Here is an 18,003-nt window from a genome sequence, read left to right on the forward strand (position 1 = left end):
AGCTGAACCCGCCCGCCATCCGGTCGACAGCCCGGCTAACGCGCCGCGAGCTTGGCGGCGATGCCGGCCACGTGCCGGCCCTGATACTTTGCGATCGCCAGTTCGTTCTCGCTCGGCTGGCGCGAGCCGTCGGCGGCCGTCAGGGTGGAGGCGCCATAGGGCGTGCCCCCCGTGATCTGGCTCATGTCCAGCAGCCGCGCTTCGGCGTAGGGCACGCCGACAATCACCATGCCCTGGTGCAGCAGCGTGGTGTGGAAGCTGGTAATCGTGGTCTCCTGGCCACCGTGCTGGGTGGCGGTGCTGGTAAAGACACTGCCGACCTTGCCCACCAGCCCGCCGCTCATCCACAGCCCGCCGGTCTGGTCGAGAAAGTTGCGCATCTGCGCGCACATATTGCCAAACCGTGTGGGGGTGCCGAACAGGATGGCATCGGCGTCGGCCAGTTTGTCCGGCTCCGCCACCGGCACATGGGCAAAAGCCGCCCGAGCGGCCTTGGCGCCACTCTTTTCCAGCACGGCGTCGGGCACCAGTTCCGGCACCTGGAGCAACGTCACCTCGGCGCCATCGACTTCTCGCGCGCCCGCCGCCACGGCCTCCGCCATTTTGTAGACGTGCCCATACATGCTGTAGAAGACCACCTGGATCTTGCAGGTCATGACATTCTCCTGAGTGCAATGCCAAATACGTAATGACGAAATGACGAAATGACGAAATACGAAATCGGGACTTCAGGCCGCAACAGGCCATCCGTTGAGTCTAGGCGACGCAAGCGCGCCGCGCGGTGACTGCCGCGCTTCCCTTCGCATCTTCGCCGCCTACAATGAAAGATCCTGGCTCATCCGCGCGGCACGGGCCCGCCCTGCCGGGGCCAATGATGGAGTACCGCAATGACAACGACGTGTGCGCACCTTGCATTGAGCCATCCCGTCACACCCAGCGCGGAAGGCTGCGAGGAATGCCTGCGCAGCGGCGACGAATGGGTGCACCTGCGCTTGTGCCTGTGTTGCGGCCATGTCGGTTGCTGCGACGACTCGCCCAACCAGCACGCCACCCGGCATTTCCTGGCCACGGAGCATCCGGTGATCCAGTCGTTCGAGCCGGGCGAAACCTGGCGCTGGTGCTATATCGACAAGCTGTTCATTCCTTGAGGGGTGCCCGGCGCCCGGCGCTCGCGCAAGCCGACCCCCATGCGCCAATCCTGCAAGGAGAATGTCATGCTGTCGACACCCGTTGAAAAGACCGACCATGTACTGGGGCCGGCCTCGGCCCAAGTCACCGTGGTCGAGTACGGCGACTACGAATGCCAGTATTGCCGCCTGGCCTACGGCGGCGTGAAGATCCTGCTTGCCCGCTACCACGACCGCGTGCGCTTTGTGTACCGCCATTTCCCGCTGACGGCCTGGCACCCGCTGGCGCAAGGCGCCGCGGAGGCTGCCGAGGCCGCGGCGGCCCAGCACAAGTTCTGGCCGATGCACCAGCAGCTCTTCGAGCAACATCACGGCCTCAAGCCGGCGATGCTGCGGGAGTACGCCGCTGCGCTGGAACTGGACCTGGAACGTTATGACTACGACATGAAGTCCCACACCTACCTGCAGCGCGTGCGCGAGCACCAGCAAAGCGGCATCGCCAGCCATGTGCGCAGCACGCCGGCATTCTTCGTCAATGGGGAAATACAGGACGTGACCTTCGGCATCGAACACCTGGATCATGCCATTGCCGTGGCGCTGCGTCACTGAGGGGCTGGGGGCCTAGGCTTGCGGGCCAACAGGCGTGGCCGCCTCCGCCGCGCTGTACACGTGGCGCGCGGCGAGCAGTGACGCAAGGTCGGCGTCGCCGGCAATCACCGCCCGCAGGATCTGCGCGTGCTCGTCCCAGTTCTGCTGCGCGCGCTGCCGGTGCGCGGGCGCAAACACCAGTCCGGTGCGCTCGCGCAAGGAGCGCATCATCTCCTGCAGCACGCTGTTGGCGGCGATATTGCCCAGCACTTCGTGAAAGCGGAAATTGAGCGTGAGCAGGCGCGCATCCTCGCCGCCGCATGCCGCCGCGCTGCCCTGGCGCAAGACCTCCTGCAACTCGGCGACCAGCCGGGGATCACGCCGTTGCGCGGCCAGCTTGGCGTTCAGACCTTCCAGCGTGGCGCGCACCTCCACCATCTCCCGGGCCACATGCTCCGACAGGCACGCCACCGACGCGCCCCGGCGCGGCTCGATGCGAACCAGCCCCTCGGCCGCCAGCGCGCGCAGCGCCTCGCGCACCGGCACGCGCGACACGCCCAGTTCGGCCGACAGCGTGTGTTCCACCAGGCGCTCGCCCTGGCGGTACACGCCACCGACAATGCGCTGGCGCAAGGTATCGGTCACCTGCGAAAACAGCGGCGAATGGCGCGCGCCGAGGCTGGCACCGGGATGGCCCGCCGGGTGGGCGGGTGGAACACTGCCGTGGTCGTCGGACATGTTCGTCTTGTGGGCGCGCGGGCCGGCCTTGGCCAGCCCGCGCGCGCTGGTTCAACTGCGCTGGAATGTGAAGCTGTCGGCGTAGATATGCGCGCCGCTGGCGCCTAGCCCCAGAAAGGTCTCGCGGGCGTCGCGGATCATGTCGGGCGAGCCGCACAGGTAGATGGCATGCTCGGACAGGTCCGGCAGGTCGGCGGCAACGGCGTGCTGCACGTGGCCGCGCCGGCCGCTCCATGCGCCGTCGGCACGCGAGAGCACCGGCACGTACTGGAAATCGTAGAGCCGCGCGCCCCACGCCTGGATCTGTTCGTGCAGGTACAGGTCCGCCTGGGTGCGCATGCCCCAGTACAGCGAGACCGGCGGGCAATCGGGATCGTCCATCAGCGATTCGAGGATGCTCTTGATCGGCGCCAGCCCGGTGCCCGTGGCCACCATCACCAGCGGGCGATAGTCGTCCTTGCGGAAATAGAAGCCGCCCAGCGGCAGCTCCACGTCGAGCTGGTCATCGGAGCGCAGACCCGCCAGCAAGCGCTCGGTGAAGTAGCCGCCGGGAATACGGCGCACGTGCAGGTCCACCGTGCGGTCCTTGGGTACCGACGCCATCGAGAAACTGCGCGCGATGCCGTCCCCAGTGAAGATCTTGAGGTACTGGCCGGGACGGTAGTCAAGCGCCTGCGCCTGCGGCAGCTCCAGCGTCAGGTGCACCACGTCGGCGCTGAGCGGCGCGATCTTGCGGATCACCGCGGTGTGGCGCGCAGGCTCGGCGCATGGCTCGCCCGGGCGCGCGGTGCTGATCACCAGGTCGCTGGTGGGCCGCGCCTGGCACGCCAGCGCAAAGCCTTCGGCTTCTTCTTCCGGGGTCAGGCCCATGTGGTACTCCTCATAGGCCACCGCGCCTTCGACCAGCCTGACGCGGCACGTAGCGCAGCCGCCGAAGCGGCAGTCGTGCGCCATCTGCACATTGGCGCGCAGGGCGCCGTCCAGTACCGTTTCACCGGCGCTGGTTTCGAACGATTGCTGGGATTCGAGGAGATGGATGCGGTAGGACATGGTGGACTCGGAATGCGGGGGGATGGGCTTCTGGATCTAGAACCTAAAGTCAAAAGCAACTGCAGTTTCACCACCCCTGCGGGGCGGCGACCTACTTTCTTGTCTTGCCAAGAAAGTAGGCAAAGAAGGCGCGCCGGATGGGGCGACTTCCCTTGCGCCCCATACGGCCTGGTACACCTTGACGGCTCGCTTCGCATCGCGTGGGGGCTCGCTTCGCGTCGCGCGATTTGCCGGATGTCGCTGGATCCTGGATTTACTTCTTGATATCGGCCTCTGCCAGCACCTCCAGGTCGTCGCCGGCCAGCAGTTCCTGCAGGGCCTGCAGCGCTGCCACGCCTGCGGCGGTGTCCTGTTCGCCGTTGCCGCCGCTCAGGCCGATGCCGCCGATGACTTCGCCGTTGACCACGATCGGGAAACCGCCGACGAACACGGCGAACTTGCCTTCGAAGCTCCACTGGATGCCGAAGGCTTCATTGCCGGGCAGCGCGGGGCCGTTGGGGGCCTGGTTGAACAGGTGGGTGGAGCGCTTGTGGCCCGCGGCGGTGAAGGCCTTGTTCCAGGCGATCTGCGGGCCGGTGATGCGCGCGCCGTCCATGCGCTCCAGCACCAGCGGGTAGCCGCCGTCGTCGACCACGCAGATCGATTCCAGCACGCCGATTTCCTCGGACTTGCGGATGGCTGCCGCCACCATGTGACGGGCTTCCTTCAGTTCCAGCTTGATGGCTCTTCTCATGTCCTGCTCCTGCGCGATACGTGAATGCTGCGTGAATGCCGGTTGGTTTGCGGGCGTGCTGGTTCAGCAGCCGCGGTAGACGGTCTTGATCTGCGTGTAGAACTCCAGCCCTGCCCGGCCCGACTCGCGGAAGGTGGAAGTGCTGGATTGCTTGAGGCCGCCGAACGGCGCGTTGATCAGGTTGCCCGTGGTGGTGCGGTTGATCTTGACCGTGCCCGACTGGATGTCATGCGCGAAGTCGTGCGCATAGCGTGGGTTGCTGGTCACGATGGCGGCCGACAAGCCGTACTCGGTGTCGTTGGCCTTGGCGATGGCGTCGGCGTAGCTGCTCACCTCGATAATGGCGATCACCGGCCCGAAGATTTCCTCGCGGGCAATGCGCATCTGCTGGGTAACGCCGGTAAAGACGGCCGGCGAGACATAGAAGCCCTTGTCGTATGGCTCGCCGCCCAGGCGCTCGCCACCGCACAGGTGCGTGGCTTCGGCCTTGCCCGCTTCCACATAGCCGAGCACCGTTTCGAGCTGCTTGCGGGTGGCGAGCGGGCCCACGTCCATGCCGGGCGTCATGCCGCTGCCGATCTTCAGGGTCTTGACCTTGGCCAGCAATTTCTCCGTATAGGCGGCCTTGACCGAAGCCATCACCAGCACGCGGCTGGTGCCGGTGCAGGCCTGGCCGCTGAGCGACAAGCCGCCCTTGATGGTGAGGTCCACCGCGCGGTCCAGGTCGGCGTCTTCCATCACGATCAGCGGGTTCTTGCCGCCGAGCTCCATCTGCGTGCGTGTGCTCAGCGACACCGAGCGATGGATATGCTGGCCAGCCGCCGTGGAGCCGGTAAAGGAGATCGCACGCACCGCCGGTGCTTCGGTAATGGCCGCGCCCACGTCGCCGGCACGGCCGGTGATGAAGTTGAGCACGCCCTTGGGGATGCCGGCTTCGACGAACGCCTGCGCCAGCCGGTAGCCGCTCAGCGGCGCGTCAGACGAGGGCTTGAACACCACGGTGTTGCCCGCGATCAGCGCCGGGGCAATCTTGCGCGCCGGGATCGACACCGGAAAATTCCACGGCGAGATCACGGTCACCACGCCCAGCGGCTCGCGCTGGCTGTAGACGATCATGTCGGGATCGTCCTGGGGATAGGTCTCGCCGGAGAAGGACTGCCCTTCCACGGCATAGAAGCGGATGGTCTGCGCCGAGCGCAGCACTTCATCCTTGCTCAGGTTGAGTGCCTTGCCTTCTTCGCGGGTCAGTTCCTCGGCGATCTGTTCGGCGTTGGCTTCCAGGTAATCGGCGGCGCCGTTGAGGATCTTGGCGCGCTTCGAGATGGGGGTCTTCTTCCACGCCTCGAACGCGGCCGCGGCAGCGGCCACGGCGGCCTGCGCGTCAGCCGCGGTCGAGGCCTGGAAGCGGCCGACGATATCGCCGGTATCGGCCGGGTTGACGTTGTCGAAGGTGCGCCCGCTGGCGCTCTTCGACCATTCGCCGTTGATGTAGTTGTTGAATTCGTCTGTCTTTGCCACTGCCATGATGTCCAAGCCTTTCGTCCGGTCAGGCCCCGGGCGGGGCCGTCAATGCCAATGCGATGCCACGATTGCGCGATGCCGCCCAGGGCAGGCTCAGGCCGCCATGTCCAGTTCAGGCAGGGGGATTTCCTGCGCGACATAGTCGTGATAGAGGGCGGTGGTGTAGAGCAGGCGCATCTGGGCGCCGATCTCGCAGATCTTGAGGCAGCGCTGCTGCAGCTCCGGGGTGTTGGCGTGTTCCAGCACGATCTGGTAGCCACGCTCGCCGTGGATTTCATCGGAGACGATATGCAGGTCGAAGAATTCGACCTCTTCGTCGGTGAAGTTGTACTTGTCGCGCAGGGTGGGGGTCTGCTTGCGGTAGATCGAAGGCACCTGGGACTCCAGGCCAACGACCAGTCCGGCAACGGCCACGACGGGGTCTTCGCGCATGGCTACGGCGTAGCACCAGCTTTGCAGGCCACGGGTGGTGGGCGACATGTTGTCGGGGTCGAGCACGCGCTCGCGGGTGGTGCCGCAGGCTTCGGCAAAGCGGATCAGCAGGTCGGTGTGGCGGTCGCCGCCGATTTCTTCCTCATACATATTGGCCAGCAGGAAGTCCTTGGCTTCGGTGAAGCGGTCGGGGGTGCGGGCGTAGATGTAGGCGAGGTAGTCGGCGAAGGGGCCGACGTAGTGATAGTGGTTCTCGGCCCAGCGGGCGAGGTGGTCGCGGGAGAGCTTGCCGCTGGCCCAGGCCACGCTGAAGGGGGCTTTGTTGGCGCTTTTGCCCTTGATGGCGTTTTCAAGGGCGGCACGGAAATCATCACGGTTCATCAGTTCGGCCATCGGGGGCTCCTGGGGGAACGAGTTCAAGGTTGTGGGGGACTGCGTGGCGTGGTCCGGGTGGCTTTATCCGTGCCACCCGATACCTTGATGTAGATTGTATACTATCTACTGTTTTTGTGAAGAGTGTATTCGCGCCTCAGGAATAAAAAAGCGAGGCACGGATGGCCTCGCTCCTTGCGGCTCAATGCGACAGGTTCAGCGCCAGAGGAACATGGCGCAAACGGTGGATACGCACAGCCCGATCAGCACCGGCAACAGCAAGGCGCGCACCGCATCGAGCACCGGCACCCGGGCAAATCCGGCCACCGCAATCAGGGAGGACCATGCGATCAGCGTGCCGCCGCCCGTCCATACCGCGCCCATCTGCCCGATTGCCGCCAGCGTGGCGGAATCGAAGCCCACCACCGGGCCCAGCGCGCCGGCCAGCGTGCCGGTCAGCGGCAGGCCGGCAAAACCCGAGCCGTCGATGCCAGTGATCATGCCCACCAGCAGCACGCCAAACGCCACCAGCACATGGTTGTCCGGAATCATGTGCTGGTAAGCCTGGATCAGCTCGAACAGCAGGCTGGGCGCCTTGTCGGCGCTGACGCCCAGGATGTGCGCCGCGGTCTCGCCGGCGCCGACAAAGAAGAAGCCGGCGATTGGCAGCACCGAGCCCATGGCCTTGAAGGCGAAGACAAAGCCATCGGTGATGTGCTCGGGGCACACATCGAGCATCTTGCGCGGGCCTTCCGCCGCCAGCGTGGCCAGCATCATCAGCAGCGCCGCGACGCCGCCAACCAGCGCGGCCGCATCGCCGCCCTTCAACTCCGGCAGGGCCGAACCCATCTTCGGCAGCACCATCACGGCCACCACCGCCAGGAAGGCCAGCGGCGTCACCACCGCGAAGCACTTCGACCACTTGACGCGGCGCAGCGCCACCATGGCCAGGCTGCGCTCGATATTGGCATCGGTGACGAGCGGCTCGTCGTGCTCGGTGCCGCGCGCGATCTCGGCCTTGTCGAAGGTGCCCGCGTGCTCGGCCTTTTCCACGGCGCCGCCCGCGCGCGCTTGCCAATGGGTCAGCAAGGTGCCGCTGGCGGGCACGATGTGCTTGCGCATCGACAGATAGGCCAGGGTCAGCGCGATGGCGCCGGTAATGATCGACAGCACCAGCGCGCGATCGGCAACCACCACCGCACTGACCGCGGCGCCGGCGGCCTTGGCGCTGATCCCGGGCGCCACGCCAATCACATAGTCGGACGACAGCGCCATGCCCTGCCCCGCAATCGCGATGGCCATGGCGCCCGCCAGCGGCGGCAGGCCCGCCGCGATCGCTGCCGGCAGCAAGATGGCCGAGACCAGCGGCACCGCCGGCGTGGGCCAGAAGAACAGCGAAATCACGTAGGTAATGCCGGCCAGGATGAAGAACGCGGAATGGCCGTTCTTCATCACCACCCGGAACGGCTCCACCATGCGGATATCCGAGCGCAGCGTCTTCAGCGAGTTGAGCAGCGCCGTCATGAAAGCGATGACCAGGAAGATGTTGAACAACTCCTTGGCCGCCACCAGGCTGGCCGAAAAAATGCCTCCCAGCGCCGAGACCGGGCTACCGGTCAGCGCGAACACCACCAGGAACGTACCCAGAATCGACGGCACGACCACATTGGCTCGCAGGATCATGGTCAGGACGATCACCGCCACGCCCGCCAGGTAGATCCAGTGTGCTGCGCCAATCACCACTTCGTGTTGCATGTATTCCCCTTGGATCTTTATCTGTAGAGACCATCGTTTTTGTCTTGCGGGGCTATGGCTGCCCCATGAACGTATACTATATTCTTGATATACATCAAAACAAGCGAAATCTACCGGGACTAGGGAATCCACCCAATCTGGTGCAAATCCTATATTTTCGCGCCGGAACGGGGATAGCAGGCACCTTTTGTGAGCCAGCAGCGCTCGTCCTGCCGATTCCAGATGTCTTTCATTTGAATTTTATGTAGACTGTATACCAATTTATCGCATCATCAGGATGTCATCACCGATGGCGCGGAGTGCGATCCCTGACATCAATCCAAGCCGCCATGACACTTTCCACCCTTCTTCCCGCCGGCACCACCGCCTGGCAATTCGGCCTGATGGGTGCGCTGATCCTGTGCGGCGCCTGCCTGCAAGGCGTGGGCGGGATCGGCTTCTCGATGGTGTCGGCGCCGGTGGCCGTGCTGTTCTTTCCGCAACTGGCCCCGGGCCCCTTGCTGGCCATGGGCGGGCTGGTCTCGTTGCTGGGTGCGATACGCGAGTTCCGTGCCATTGCCTGGCGCACGGCGGGCAATGCCCTGGCTGGCCGTGCGGCGGGCACGGTGGTGGCGGTGGCGGCGATGACGCAATTGCCGGCCGAAGTGCTGGCGCTGGTGTTCGCGTTGTCGATCCTGGCCGCGGTGGCGCTGAGCCTGCTGGGCTGGCGGGTGCAGGCATCCGGCCTGAACATGGCGGTGGCGGGTGCCGCCTCCGGCTTCATGGGCACGGTCACCTCGGCGGGCGCGCCGCCCTTTGCCATCGTCATGCAGCACCTGCCGCCGCCGCAATTGCGCGCCACCATCGGCTGCATCCTGTGTGCCGGCGCGGCGTTTTCGCTGGCCATGCTGGCTGCCGCCGGCCGCTTCGGGCTGGTGGACCTGTGGCTCAGCCTGAGCCTGTCGCCCATGCTGCTGGTCGGCTTTGCCGTGTCCAATCGCCTCAAGAACCGCTTTTCGGCCAAGGCCGTGCGCAAGCTGCTGCTGGCGCTGTGCACGGCCGGCGCCATTGGCGTGCTGGTCAAGCTCGCCCTGCCCGCTTGACGCCTCCCCTCGCCTCCCCTCGCCTCACCTCAGACCCTACGCTCCCTTCCATTCCCGCTACGCCAGGAAACAGACCATGCTGCATATCACCGATGAGATGATCGACCGCCACGTCAGCCCCGCTGATGCCCAGCAAGTGATGCTGGACGCTTTCCGCAGCTTCGGCCAAGGCAAGGCCGCCATGCAGGAGCGTATCCGCACCGAGGCTGGCGGCGTCAAGCTGTCCACGCTGGGCGCGGTGATTCCCGAGCAGCAGGTGGCCGGCGCCAAGGTCTACACCACCATCAAGGGACAGTTTTCCTTTGTCATCCTGATCTTCTCCACCGAGGACGGCCGGCCGCTGGCATCGTTCGATGCAGGCGCGATCACCCGGCTGCGCACGGCTGCCTGCTCGGTGCTGGCGGCCCGGCACCTGGCGCGGCCGGGAGCCGAAGTGCTGGCGCTGTTCGGCGCCGGCACGCAAGGCGTGCAGCATGCCCGGCAGCTCGCCGCGGCCCTGCCGCTCAAGCGCATCCTGCTGTCAGACCCGTATGCCGATGCCGCCATGCCCGAGCGCCTGGCGCGGCAGTGCGGCATTCCGGTCGACCTTGCCGAGCCGGACCAGGCCGTGGCCCAGGCCGACATCGTGGTCACCGCCTCGCGCTCCACCACGCCGTTGTTCTCCGGCCATTCCCTCAAGCCCGGCGCCTTCGTCGCGGCCATCGGGTCGAGCCTGCCGCACACCCGCGAGCTGGACGACGTGGCGCTCTCCCGCGCGGCCCGGCTGGTAGTGGAGTGGCGCCCGCAATCCATGCGCGAGGCCGGGGACATCGTGCTGGCGGATCCCGCCGTGCTGCCGGCCGACAAGGTCATCGAGCTAGCCGATGTGGTGACCGGCAGCGTGAAGCCGCGCGGCAATGACACGGACATCCTGATCTACAAGTCCGTGGGCGTGGGGCTGGAGGATGTGGCGCTGGCGGGCTTCGCCTATCGGCAGATCGAGGCAGCGGGTGAAGCCAGAGCCGCTTGATTCACACTACGTGATGCAGCCTGCATGCGACCTGCACACGGCCTTCGTATTTGCCCTATCAACCACTACCCCTTTCTTCTAATTGTAGATAGTATACAATTACTGAAACGATGACCGGTCAAGCAAATCGCTTCCGGAAGCTGCCACGCAGTCCCTCACAACCTTGAACCCGTTCCCCCAGGAGCCCCCGATGGCCGAACTGATGAACCGTGATGATTTCCGTGCCGCCCTTGAAAACGCCATCAAGGGCAAGAGCGCCAACAAAGCCCCCTTCAGCGTGGCCTGGGCCAGCGGCAAACTCTCCCGCGACCACCTCGCCCGCTGGGCCGAGAACCACTATCACTACGTCGGCCCCTTCGCCGACTACCTCGCCTACATCTACGCCCGCACCCCCGACCGCTTCACCGAAGCCAAGGACTTCCTGCTGGCCAATATGTATGAGGAAGAAATCGGCGGCGACCGCCACACCGACCTGCTGATCCGCTTTGCCGAAGCCTGCGGCACCACCCGCGAGCGCGTGCTCGACCCCGACAACATGTCGCCCACCACCCGTGGCCTGCAAAGCTGGTGCTACGCCGTAGCCATGCGCGAAGACCCCGTCGTGGCCGTTGCCGGACTGGTCGTTGGCCTGGAGTCCCAGGTGCCTTCGATCTACCGCAAGCAGACCCCCACCCTGCGCGACAAGTACAACTTCACCGACGAAGAGGTCGAATTCTTCGACCTGCATATCGTCTCCGATGAAATCCACGGCGAGCGTGGCTACCAGATCGTGCTGGAACACGCCAACACCCCGGAGCTGCAGCAGCGCTGCCTCAAGATCTGCGAGATCGGTGCCCAGATGCGCCTGCTCTACACCACCGCCCTCTATCACGACTATGTCGCGCAGGAAATCCCCCTGCCTGAACTGGACATGGCGGCCTGAAGCAGCCGCCAGATCGTGCGATGACGCGCGGCCGGTGCGCATCCGCCCGGCCGCCCCTGACACACCAGACCGCTTGCGGAAACGTTGTATGCCTAAAGTCGTATTTCACAAGAACGGCCAGACCTTCGAGGACGAGGTCAAGCCCAGCACCAACCTGGTGGTGCGCGCCGGGATCAAGCAGTTTCCGTATCCGAACCTGCGCTACGAGTGCGGCATGGGCAAGTGCTCCAAATGCGCGTGCCGCGTGATCGCCGGCGCCGAGCACCTGCCGCCGCCGAACTGGAAGGAAAAGAAGCAGCTCGGAGAACGGCTGGAGCAAGGCTATCGCCTGACCTGCCAGATCTGGCTGGAGCATGACATCGAGCTGATCCAGGACGAACTGCCAGTGCAAAGCACGTCCACCGCCAGCGGCGGGGCCAATGTCCTGCAAGCCAGCGTCCCCGGCAACGCGCAGTAATCCATCAGCATCCACCAGGCAGCGCAGTCATGTACGTCATACTCAGCAGCAAGCCGGGGCAGTTTCGCACCGAACTGGTAGAGGGGCTGTTGGCCGTCGAGGCTTACGACTATCTCTTCTACGGCCGCAGGACGGCGCACTTCGTCATCGCCGAAATAGCGCACCCGGTGAAGGTAAAGGTTGTGGAGGAGTTCGGCGAAGACGTCGATGCCGCGAGCCGCCCGGCCCCCACCATCAACTACGTGCCCTCCAAGTTCCTCGAGCAGTTCGACACGCTGCAGGGCGCACGCGACGAGCTCACGCGCCTGGCCACCTTCGGCAGCATGGACATCACGCTGGTCAAGCGGGACGTCCATGCGCATGACTGGCAAGCGACCGACTGAATCCACCGAGTAAGACCGGCACAGCGCCGGGCAGCCCCCTCATCGCATCGGACCGTTTCCATGATTGAAATCACCTTTGTCAGCAACGACGGCAAGGTCGTCAGCGCCCCCGAGAACAGCAACCTGCTGCGCGTTTCCCTGCGCGAGAAAGGCGGCATCCCCTTCAAGTGCGGCGGCGGCCTGTGCGGCACCTGCAAGTGCAAGATCGAGCGCGGGCTCGAGTTCACCGACGCCATCAAGCCAAAAGAGCGCAAGCACCTGTCGGAGGCGCAATTTGGCGAGGGCTACCGCATGGCCTGCCAGACCTTCGTCACCGGCAACATCGCCGTGTCCTGGGAAGCCCAGGCAAGCCCGGCCAAGGCCGCCGTTCCGGTCGCCGGGACAGTCGCCGGAACGGCGGCCGAATAGGTCCGCGGCGCTGCGTTGCCGCTCACGCCCGCCATTGCGTCAAACCCGATTGATCTGATTCTCCTGGAGCGCCACGCATGACAACCACAGCTAGCGCCAGCCGTGCCAACACAGTCGACGGCGTGCGCGCGCCGCACTGCATGGTCGCCACCGGCCACCCGCTCGCTGCCGAGGCCGCGCTGCAGGTGCTGCGCGAAGGTGGCAGCGCCATTGACGCGGCGCTCGCGGCCGATGCCATCCTGGGCGTGGTGGAGCCGATGGCAACGGGCATCGGCGGCGACATGCTGGCCATGATCGTCGAGCCCGACGGCCACGCGGTCAGTTACAACGGCACCGGGCGCGCGCCGGGCGCGTTCCCCATGCACGCGCTGGCGGCCCTGCCCGGGCAGCGCATCCCCGAGCGCCACGCCCTCTCGCTGACCACTCCCGGCGCGGTGCGTGGCTGGGAGGACCTGCATCGCCGCTACGGCCGGCTGGAATGGAAACGGCTGTTCACGCCCGCCATTGCGCTAGCGCGCGACGGCTTTGCGGTCGCGCCGGTAGCGGCGCGGGAATGGGCGCTGTTCGACCGCGTGCTGCACCACGACCCGGTCTGCGCCGCGCTCTATCGCGCCGGCCGCCCACCTGCGGCCGGCGAAACCTTCAGCAATCCGGAGCTGGCCGCCACGTTGTCCGCCATCGCCGCCGAGGGTGCCGATGCGTACTACCTCGGCCAGCCCGCCCAGGCCGCCGAAACAGCCAGCCGCAACGCGGGCGGCGCGCTGGCTGCCGCCGACTTCGCCGCCCACCGGGGCGATTTCTGCACGCCCATATCCACGGATTTCCGCGGACTGACGGTGCTGGAATGCCCGCCCAATACGCACGGCGTGGCCATCCTGCACGCGCTGGACGAACTCGGCGAACTCGATCCTGCCATGCTGGCCGAGGACGATCCCGCAGCCGTGCTGCGCACGGTGCGAGCCATGGGCCGCGCCATGCAGTATGCCAAGGAAACCGTGGCAGACCCGGCCGGCAACACCGTATGCACCGTGGTGGTGGACCGCGACGGCCTGGCGGTCACGCTGATGACCAGCATCTTCAAGCGCTTCGGCTCGGGCATCGCCGTGCCCGGCTGTGGCTTCGTGCTGCAGAACCGCGGCTTCGGCTTTGCCGGGCCGGGCCATATCAACAGCCCCGCTCCGGCCAAGCGCCCGTATCACACCGTGGTACCTGGCGCGGCCCTGCGCGACGGGCGCTTCCACGCGGGCTTCGGCGTGGTGGGCGGGCTGATGCAGCCGCAAGGCCAGTTACAGTTGCTGGTAAGGCTGGCCGCCTGGCAGCAACCCCTGCAAGCTGCGCTGGATGCCCCACGCTGGCGGCTGGAATCCGACACCGCCCTGGCCATCGAAGCCGGCATGCCGCCGGCCATCGTGCAAGCCCTGCGCGATGCTGGCTACAGCGATCCCGCCGGCCTTGGCGAACTGGGCGGGCGCAGCGATTTCGGCGGCGCCCAGATCGTCATGCGCAGTGCGTGCGGCGACCTGCTTGGCGCGTCGGACAAGCGCAAGGATGGCATCGCGCTGGGGGAGTGAGCCTTGCCACCTATGGCACACAGGAAGACGGACAGGCTCGGATATCAAGGAATGACGGCGTAATCGCACACAAGCACAATCGCAAGCCGGCGAAGGCTGCCTAAGCAGCAGCCTTTTGCACTGCCTTTCTTTCTTCCCTTCCCTCTTCCCTGCTCTCTTGCTTGCGCGCTTCCTTTCGCCCCTCCTTGCGCCGCCCATACCAGCCACCAATCACCAGCAACAGCGCCACGGCCACGATATCGCCGCCCAGCGCGATCGGCCGCGACGGCCGGCCGCCGGCAATGCCATAGGTAAAGCCCTCGATCACCACCGACACCACCGCGCCAAAGACAAAGCAGAACAAGCTGTGGCGGCCGATCTGCACCACCGGCCCCATCACCGACGCCAGCCGCGCCACCCAGCCCGCGCGGACAGCCAGGTAGCACAGCCAGGCCAGCCCGAGGAAGCTCACGATGCGCAGCGCCGCCAGGCTCTTCTTGGGCAGCGGAAAGACCATGGCCGGCAGCCAGGTCGGCAGCCATGGCTCGTACACATGCGGACGCATCCACAGGTAAGCCAGCAGCACGCCGGCCAGCGTCACCGCCACGGCGAGCACCGTCACCACCCAGCGCACCAGCGCCTGGCGCGGCAGGATCACATCGGGGCGCAGGCGCGCCATCAGGCCCAGCCCAAACAGCAGTTGCCACGCGAAGGGGTTGAAGCTCCAGCCGTTGCCATCGCTGCTAGGCAGCAGTGGCGTGAGCATCGGCGCCATCAGCCACAGCAGCCCGCTGGCGCCGACAAACGTCAGTGGCATCGCGCGCGCCATGCGGATCGCCAGCGGCGCAAACAGGATGAAGACCGCGTACATCGGCAGCACATCCGACACAAAGGGCTGCCGCGCCACGCTGAAGACCTCGATCAGCGTGCTGATCGGATGCGCCATGAAGATCGGCGCCTCGGTGGACCGGATCGCGGGCGCCGGCACCTTGGCCAGCGCCAGCAACAGGCCGAACACCAGCATCAGCACGCCGGTCAGCACGAACGCCTTGTAGATCTCCCAGCTACGGCGGATCAGGCGGTTCTGCGCGGCAGAGGCGCCGTGGCGCGCCTCCATGGCGACGTAGGCCGCCCCTGCCGAATAACCGGCCAGGAAGACAAAGATCTCCGCCGCATCGAAGAACGCGAAATTGCGGATGGTGTAATCGGCCAGCACGCTGCCGTTCACATGGTCAACCACGATGAAAATCAGCGCGATGCCGCGAATCAGGTCAACTTCAGTTCTGCGCTGGGTTTCGTTCAAGGACAAAAGCAACTCCTGCAATACCTGGCAATCCGGGTGCTCCGACAAAGCGCCTGGATGTCTCCGAGGCCACTTACCAGTGGCCCCCGTTTATTCAATGTGAGCAAATCCGCACCCATGGGCGGTGATCTGGCGCCCGGCAGGCTGCCGGCGCACCTTGGCTTTGTCCCGGATTTCCTGAAAAAGTGCGATGGGGCATGCTCGCGGCCCGAGGACGGCAAAACGCCCGGCGGCGCGACGCCCGGGCGTGATGATACGGCATATTGGGGATTACCCTAGGAAGAGGTCGCCAGTTCTTGCGGCAGCCCTCACCCAATCACCTCCCCCGCCAGCTCCGTCTCCAGCCAGGTCCGCAACCGCTCCACCCCGGGCCGCACCACGCTGGACGTCACGATCTGATAGGTCGGCCCGTCAGCCACATGCTCCGGCAGCACCACCTGCAACTGCCCGCTCTTGAGCATCGGCAACACCATTGGCGTACGCCCTATCGCAATGCCCGCCTGCTGCGCGGCGGCATTCAGCACGTGCGCGTACTGCGAGAAGTACAAGCATGCCTGCTTGGACGAGCGCATGAGCCCGAGGCGCTGATACCACTGCGTCCATGACATCCAGTCAAAGCGGGCGCCGGGGTCATGGAACACCAGCAGCGGCGTATCGAGTATCTGCCTGGCGTCGGCAATGCGCGCGGCCACGGCAGGTGCGGCGACCAGCATCAGGCGCTCCTGCAGCAGCGGGCGCGGGCCATCAGGGTCGGGGTCGGGGGGCTGTGTGTTGAGCCGGATGGCAAGGTCGATGCCGTCGCGCTCCAGGTTGACCATGGGCTCGGATGCGTCGATGCGCACGTCGATGCCGGGCTCGGCGGCCTGGAAGCGGGCGAGCTTGGGCACCAGCCAGAGCGACGCGAAGGACGGCGTGGTGGTGACGGCGATGGAGATGCGGTCAACGGCGAGCAGGCGGTCGATGGCCGCGCCGAGCTGGCCGATGGACAGGCGCGCCGCCTCGTAGAGCTGGCGGCCTTCCGGGGTCAGGCTCAGGCCTTTGCCGCCGCGCAGGAAGAGCGCGGTGCCAAGCACGTCTTCCAGGCTCTTGATCTGTTTGCTGACGGCGGACTGGGTGATGAAGAGTTCTTCGGCGGCGGCGGTGAAGCTGAGATGGCGCGCGGCGGATTCGAAGCCGCGCAGGGCTTCAAGCGACATGGCGCGCAGCGCGTTGGCGGAGGCTCGGCTCAGGATTGACATGACAGCCAGGCATACCCTTCATGAAAAGGCTTCCGGGCAGCGTTTGCTGTTCCCCGCAAGAATGCAAGCACCGTTGCAGAAATTGGCGGGCTAGCCAGGAGGCGATCATGCGCACAAGACAAGGCAATTGGATCCTCGGCCCGGATGCGCTGCGGATCCCGCTCGGCTTGGGATCTTACCTGATCTGCGTGGAAGGCATCGTGTGGCTCACGCAGCAGTCAGCCATGCTGGATGCGGCTTGCCGCGACACGGTACTAGTGAGCGGCGAGTGCTTTTGCGCCAGGCAGGAGGCCGTGGTCTTTGTCTCCGGTTTTCGCGGCCGCACGGCGCGCATCGCCGTTCGGACAATCGCCTGACCGCACCGGCAAGCCTTGCAACCCATCAGGACAACAAAACAACAAAACAACAAAACAACAAGACAACCAGGACCCGCTGAAGATGAACAACCTACCCGACATGACCAACGCAAACGATCTGGTGTGCTACGAACAATCCGGCCAGCATGCCCTGCTGGTGCTGAACCGCCCCGACAAGCTCAATGCCCTGAGCTATGCGCTGATCGACGCGCTGATGGCCCGGCTCGATGCGATTGAGGCAGATCCCGCGGTGCGCTGCGTGATTCTGACGGGCCGCGGCTCGCGGGCCTTCAGCGCGGGGGCCGACATCGCCGGCTTCGCGCCTGACATCGCGGCCTCCCCTGAGCAGGCGCAGCGCCGTTTCCTGCTGCGGGGACAAGCCATGACGCGGCGCATCGAAACGTTCCCGAAACCGGTCATCGCGGCGGTCAATGGCCTGGCTTTCGGCGGTGGCTGCGAGATCGTGGAGGCTTGCAGCCTGGCCATCGCGGCCGGACATGCCACGTTTGCCAAGCCTGAGATCAAGCTGGGCTTCCCGCCCACGTTTGGCGGCACGCAGCGCTTGCCGCGCCACGTGGGCCGCAAGCGGGCCAACGAAATGATCCTGGCCGGCGACGCAATCGATGCCGACAGCGCATTGCGGTTCGGCCTGCTCAATGCGGTGGTGAGCGCCGCCGACCTGCTGCCCGCCTGCCTGCGGCTGGCCGAGCGGATCGCGCGGCATTCGGCGATTGCAGTGACCGCGTCGCTGCGCGCGGTCACGCGCGGCATCAACCTGCCCATCGATGAGGGGCTGGCGGTGGAAGCGATGCAGTTCATGATCGCCGCGGCCTCGCAAGACGCGCGGGAAGGCAGCAGCGCTTTCGTGGAGAAGCGTCCGGCCACGTTTCGCGGCGCCTGAGTATCGGGCGAGGCACAGGGGGGGTGTTGCTGGCGGCTCGCGCCTCCCGCATGGGGGACTGGCGCTGGCGGCTTGCAA

The 18,003-nt window shown here is 65.9% G+C and carries 20 protein-coding genes; 11 read left to right on the top strand and 9 right to left on the bottom strand.

Translation table 11 applies throughout. The features are described 5' to 3' along the window. Window positions 1–35: 35 nt before the first annotated feature. Window positions 36–656, bottom strand: a complete 621-nt coding sequence (gene wrbA / locus F7R26_RS30330; protein WP_150988161.1) for an NAD(P)H:quinone oxidoreductase — start codon at window positions 654–656, stop codon at window positions 36–38. A gap of 231 nt (window positions 657–887) precedes the next feature. Between wrbA and F7R26_RS30335 the strand changes: the two genes are divergently transcribed. Both F7R26_RS30335 and F7R26_RS30340 read left to right on the top strand, forming a co-directional pair. Further along, window positions 888–1,148: a UBP-type zinc finger domain-containing protein gene (locus F7R26_RS30335; RefSeq protein WP_150988164.1), complete on the top strand. Its 261-nt coding sequence runs from the start codon at window positions 888–890 to the stop codon at window positions 1,146–1,148. Window positions 1,149–1,214: 66 nt separating this feature from the next. After that, window positions 1,215–1,736: a DsbA family protein gene (locus F7R26_RS30340; protein ID WP_150988167.1), complete on the top strand. Its 522-nt coding sequence runs from the start codon at window positions 1,215–1,217 to the stop codon at window positions 1,734–1,736. A gap of 12 nt (window positions 1,737–1,748) precedes the next feature. Here the strand turns inward: F7R26_RS30340 and F7R26_RS30345 are convergent, their stop codons facing one another. The 6 genes from F7R26_RS30345 to F7R26_RS30370 form a co-directional block, all read right to left on the bottom strand. Beyond that, a complete protein-coding gene (locus F7R26_RS30345) occupies window positions 1,749–2,453 on the bottom strand; it encodes a GntR family transcriptional regulator (protein ID WP_150988169.1) in 705 nt (234 codons plus the stop codon). A 51-nt stretch (window positions 2,454–2,504) separates the two neighbouring features. Next, window positions 2,505–3,503 carry a 2Fe-2S iron-sulfur cluster-binding protein gene (locus tag F7R26_RS30350; RefSeq protein WP_150988172.1) on the bottom strand — a complete coding sequence of 333 codons (999 nt, stop codon included), beginning with the start codon at window positions 3,501–3,503 and terminating at the stop codon, window positions 2,505–2,507. A 253-nt stretch (window positions 3,504–3,756) separates the two neighbouring features. Continuing rightward, window positions 3,757–4,236 (bottom strand): GlcG/HbpS family heme-binding protein, encoded by a 480-nt coding sequence (locus F7R26_RS30355; RefSeq protein WP_150988175.1) that lies wholly within the window; start codon window positions 4,234–4,236, stop codon window positions 3,757–3,759. A gap of 63 nt (window positions 4,237–4,299) precedes the next feature. After that, window positions 4,300–5,760, bottom strand: a complete 1,461-nt coding sequence (locus F7R26_RS30360) for an aldehyde dehydrogenase family protein (protein ID WP_150988178.1) — start codon at window positions 5,758–5,760, stop codon at window positions 4,300–4,302. A 90-nt stretch (window positions 5,761–5,850) separates the two neighbouring features. Next, window positions 5,851–6,582 carry a TenA family transcriptional regulator gene (locus tag F7R26_RS30365; RefSeq protein WP_150988180.1) on the bottom strand — a complete coding sequence of 244 codons (732 nt, stop codon included), beginning with the start codon at window positions 6,580–6,582 and terminating at the stop codon, window positions 5,851–5,853. 195 nt (window positions 6,583–6,777) lie between these two features. Next, window positions 6,778–8,316 carry a hypothetical protein gene (locus F7R26_RS30370; protein ID WP_150988183.1) on the bottom strand — a complete coding sequence of 513 codons (1,539 nt, stop codon included), beginning with the start codon at window positions 8,314–8,316 and terminating at the stop codon, window positions 6,778–6,780. Window positions 8,317–8,645: 329 nt separating this feature from the next. On the opposite strand from F7R26_RS30370, the gene F7R26_RS30375 reads away from it, so the two are divergent. The 7 genes from F7R26_RS30375 (at window position 8,646) to F7R26_RS30405 (ending at window position 14,148) form a co-directional block, all read left to right on the top strand. Continuing rightward, on the top strand, window positions 8,646–9,398 hold the full coding sequence (locus F7R26_RS30375; protein WP_150988186.1) for a sulfite exporter TauE/SafE family protein: 753 nt from the start codon (window positions 8,646–8,648) through the stop codon (window positions 9,396–9,398). A 76-nt stretch (window positions 9,399–9,474) separates the two neighbouring features. After that, on the top strand, window positions 9,475–10,407 hold the full coding sequence (locus F7R26_RS30380) for an ornithine cyclodeaminase family protein (protein WP_150988189.1): 933 nt from the start codon (window positions 9,475–9,477) through the stop codon (window positions 10,405–10,407). A gap of 190 nt (window positions 10,408–10,597) precedes the next feature. After that, window positions 10,598–11,329, top strand: a complete 732-nt coding sequence (locus F7R26_RS30385) for a TenA family transcriptional regulator (RefSeq protein ID WP_150988180.1) — start codon at window positions 10,598–10,600, stop codon at window positions 11,327–11,329. Between the two features lie 88 nt (window positions 11,330–11,417). Then, window positions 11,418–11,786: a 2Fe-2S iron-sulfur cluster-binding protein gene (locus F7R26_RS30390; protein ID WP_150988192.1), complete on the top strand. Its 369-nt coding sequence runs from the start codon at window positions 11,418–11,420 to the stop codon at window positions 11,784–11,786. A 29-nt stretch (window positions 11,787–11,815) separates the two neighbouring features. Continuing rightward, complete coding sequence (locus F7R26_RS30395; protein WP_150988195.1) at window positions 11,816–12,169, top strand: ferredoxin; 354 nt, start codon at window positions 11,816–11,818, stop codon at window positions 12,167–12,169. A gap of 60 nt (window positions 12,170–12,229) precedes the next feature. After that, complete coding sequence (locus F7R26_RS30400; protein WP_150988198.1) at window positions 12,230–12,577, top strand: 2Fe-2S iron-sulfur cluster-binding protein; 348 nt, start codon at window positions 12,230–12,232, stop codon at window positions 12,575–12,577. A gap of 77 nt (window positions 12,578–12,654) precedes the next feature. Further along, window positions 12,655–14,148, top strand: a complete 1,494-nt coding sequence (locus F7R26_RS30405) for a gamma-glutamyltransferase family protein (protein ID WP_150988201.1) — start codon at window positions 12,655–12,657, stop codon at window positions 14,146–14,148. Between the two features lie 100 nt (window positions 14,149–14,248). Here the strand turns inward: F7R26_RS30405 and F7R26_RS30410 are convergent, their stop codons facing one another. Beyond that, entirely contained in the window at window positions 14,249–15,436 is a 1,188-nt protein-coding gene (locus tag F7R26_RS30410; protein WP_241754587.1) for an OpgC domain-containing protein, read from the bottom strand. A 302-nt stretch (window positions 15,437–15,738) separates the two neighbouring features. Next, window positions 15,739–16,668, bottom strand: a complete 930-nt coding sequence (locus tag F7R26_RS30415; RefSeq protein ID WP_150988207.1) for a LysR substrate-binding domain-containing protein — start codon at window positions 16,666–16,668, stop codon at window positions 15,739–15,741. Window positions 16,669–16,775: 107 nt separating this feature from the next. Between F7R26_RS30415 and F7R26_RS30420 the strand changes: the two genes are divergently transcribed. Continuing rightward, the gene (locus tag F7R26_RS30420; RefSeq protein WP_150988210.1) at window positions 16,776–17,024 is read left to right on the top strand and encodes a hypothetical protein; all 249 of its coding nucleotides are present in this window, start codon (window positions 16,776–16,778) and stop codon (window positions 17,022–17,024) included. An 82-nt stretch (window positions 17,025–17,106) separates the two neighbouring features. Beyond that, a complete protein-coding gene (locus tag F7R26_RS30425; protein WP_241754588.1) occupies window positions 17,107–17,925 on the top strand; it encodes a crotonase/enoyl-CoA hydratase family protein in 819 nt (272 codons plus the stop codon). Window positions 17,926–18,003: the final 78 nt, after the last annotated feature.

Origin of the sequence: Cupriavidus basilensis (genome assembly GCF_008801925.2) — a bacterium.
GTDB lineage: Bacteria > Pseudomonadota > Gammaproteobacteria > Burkholderiales > Burkholderiaceae > Cupriavidus > Cupriavidus basilensis.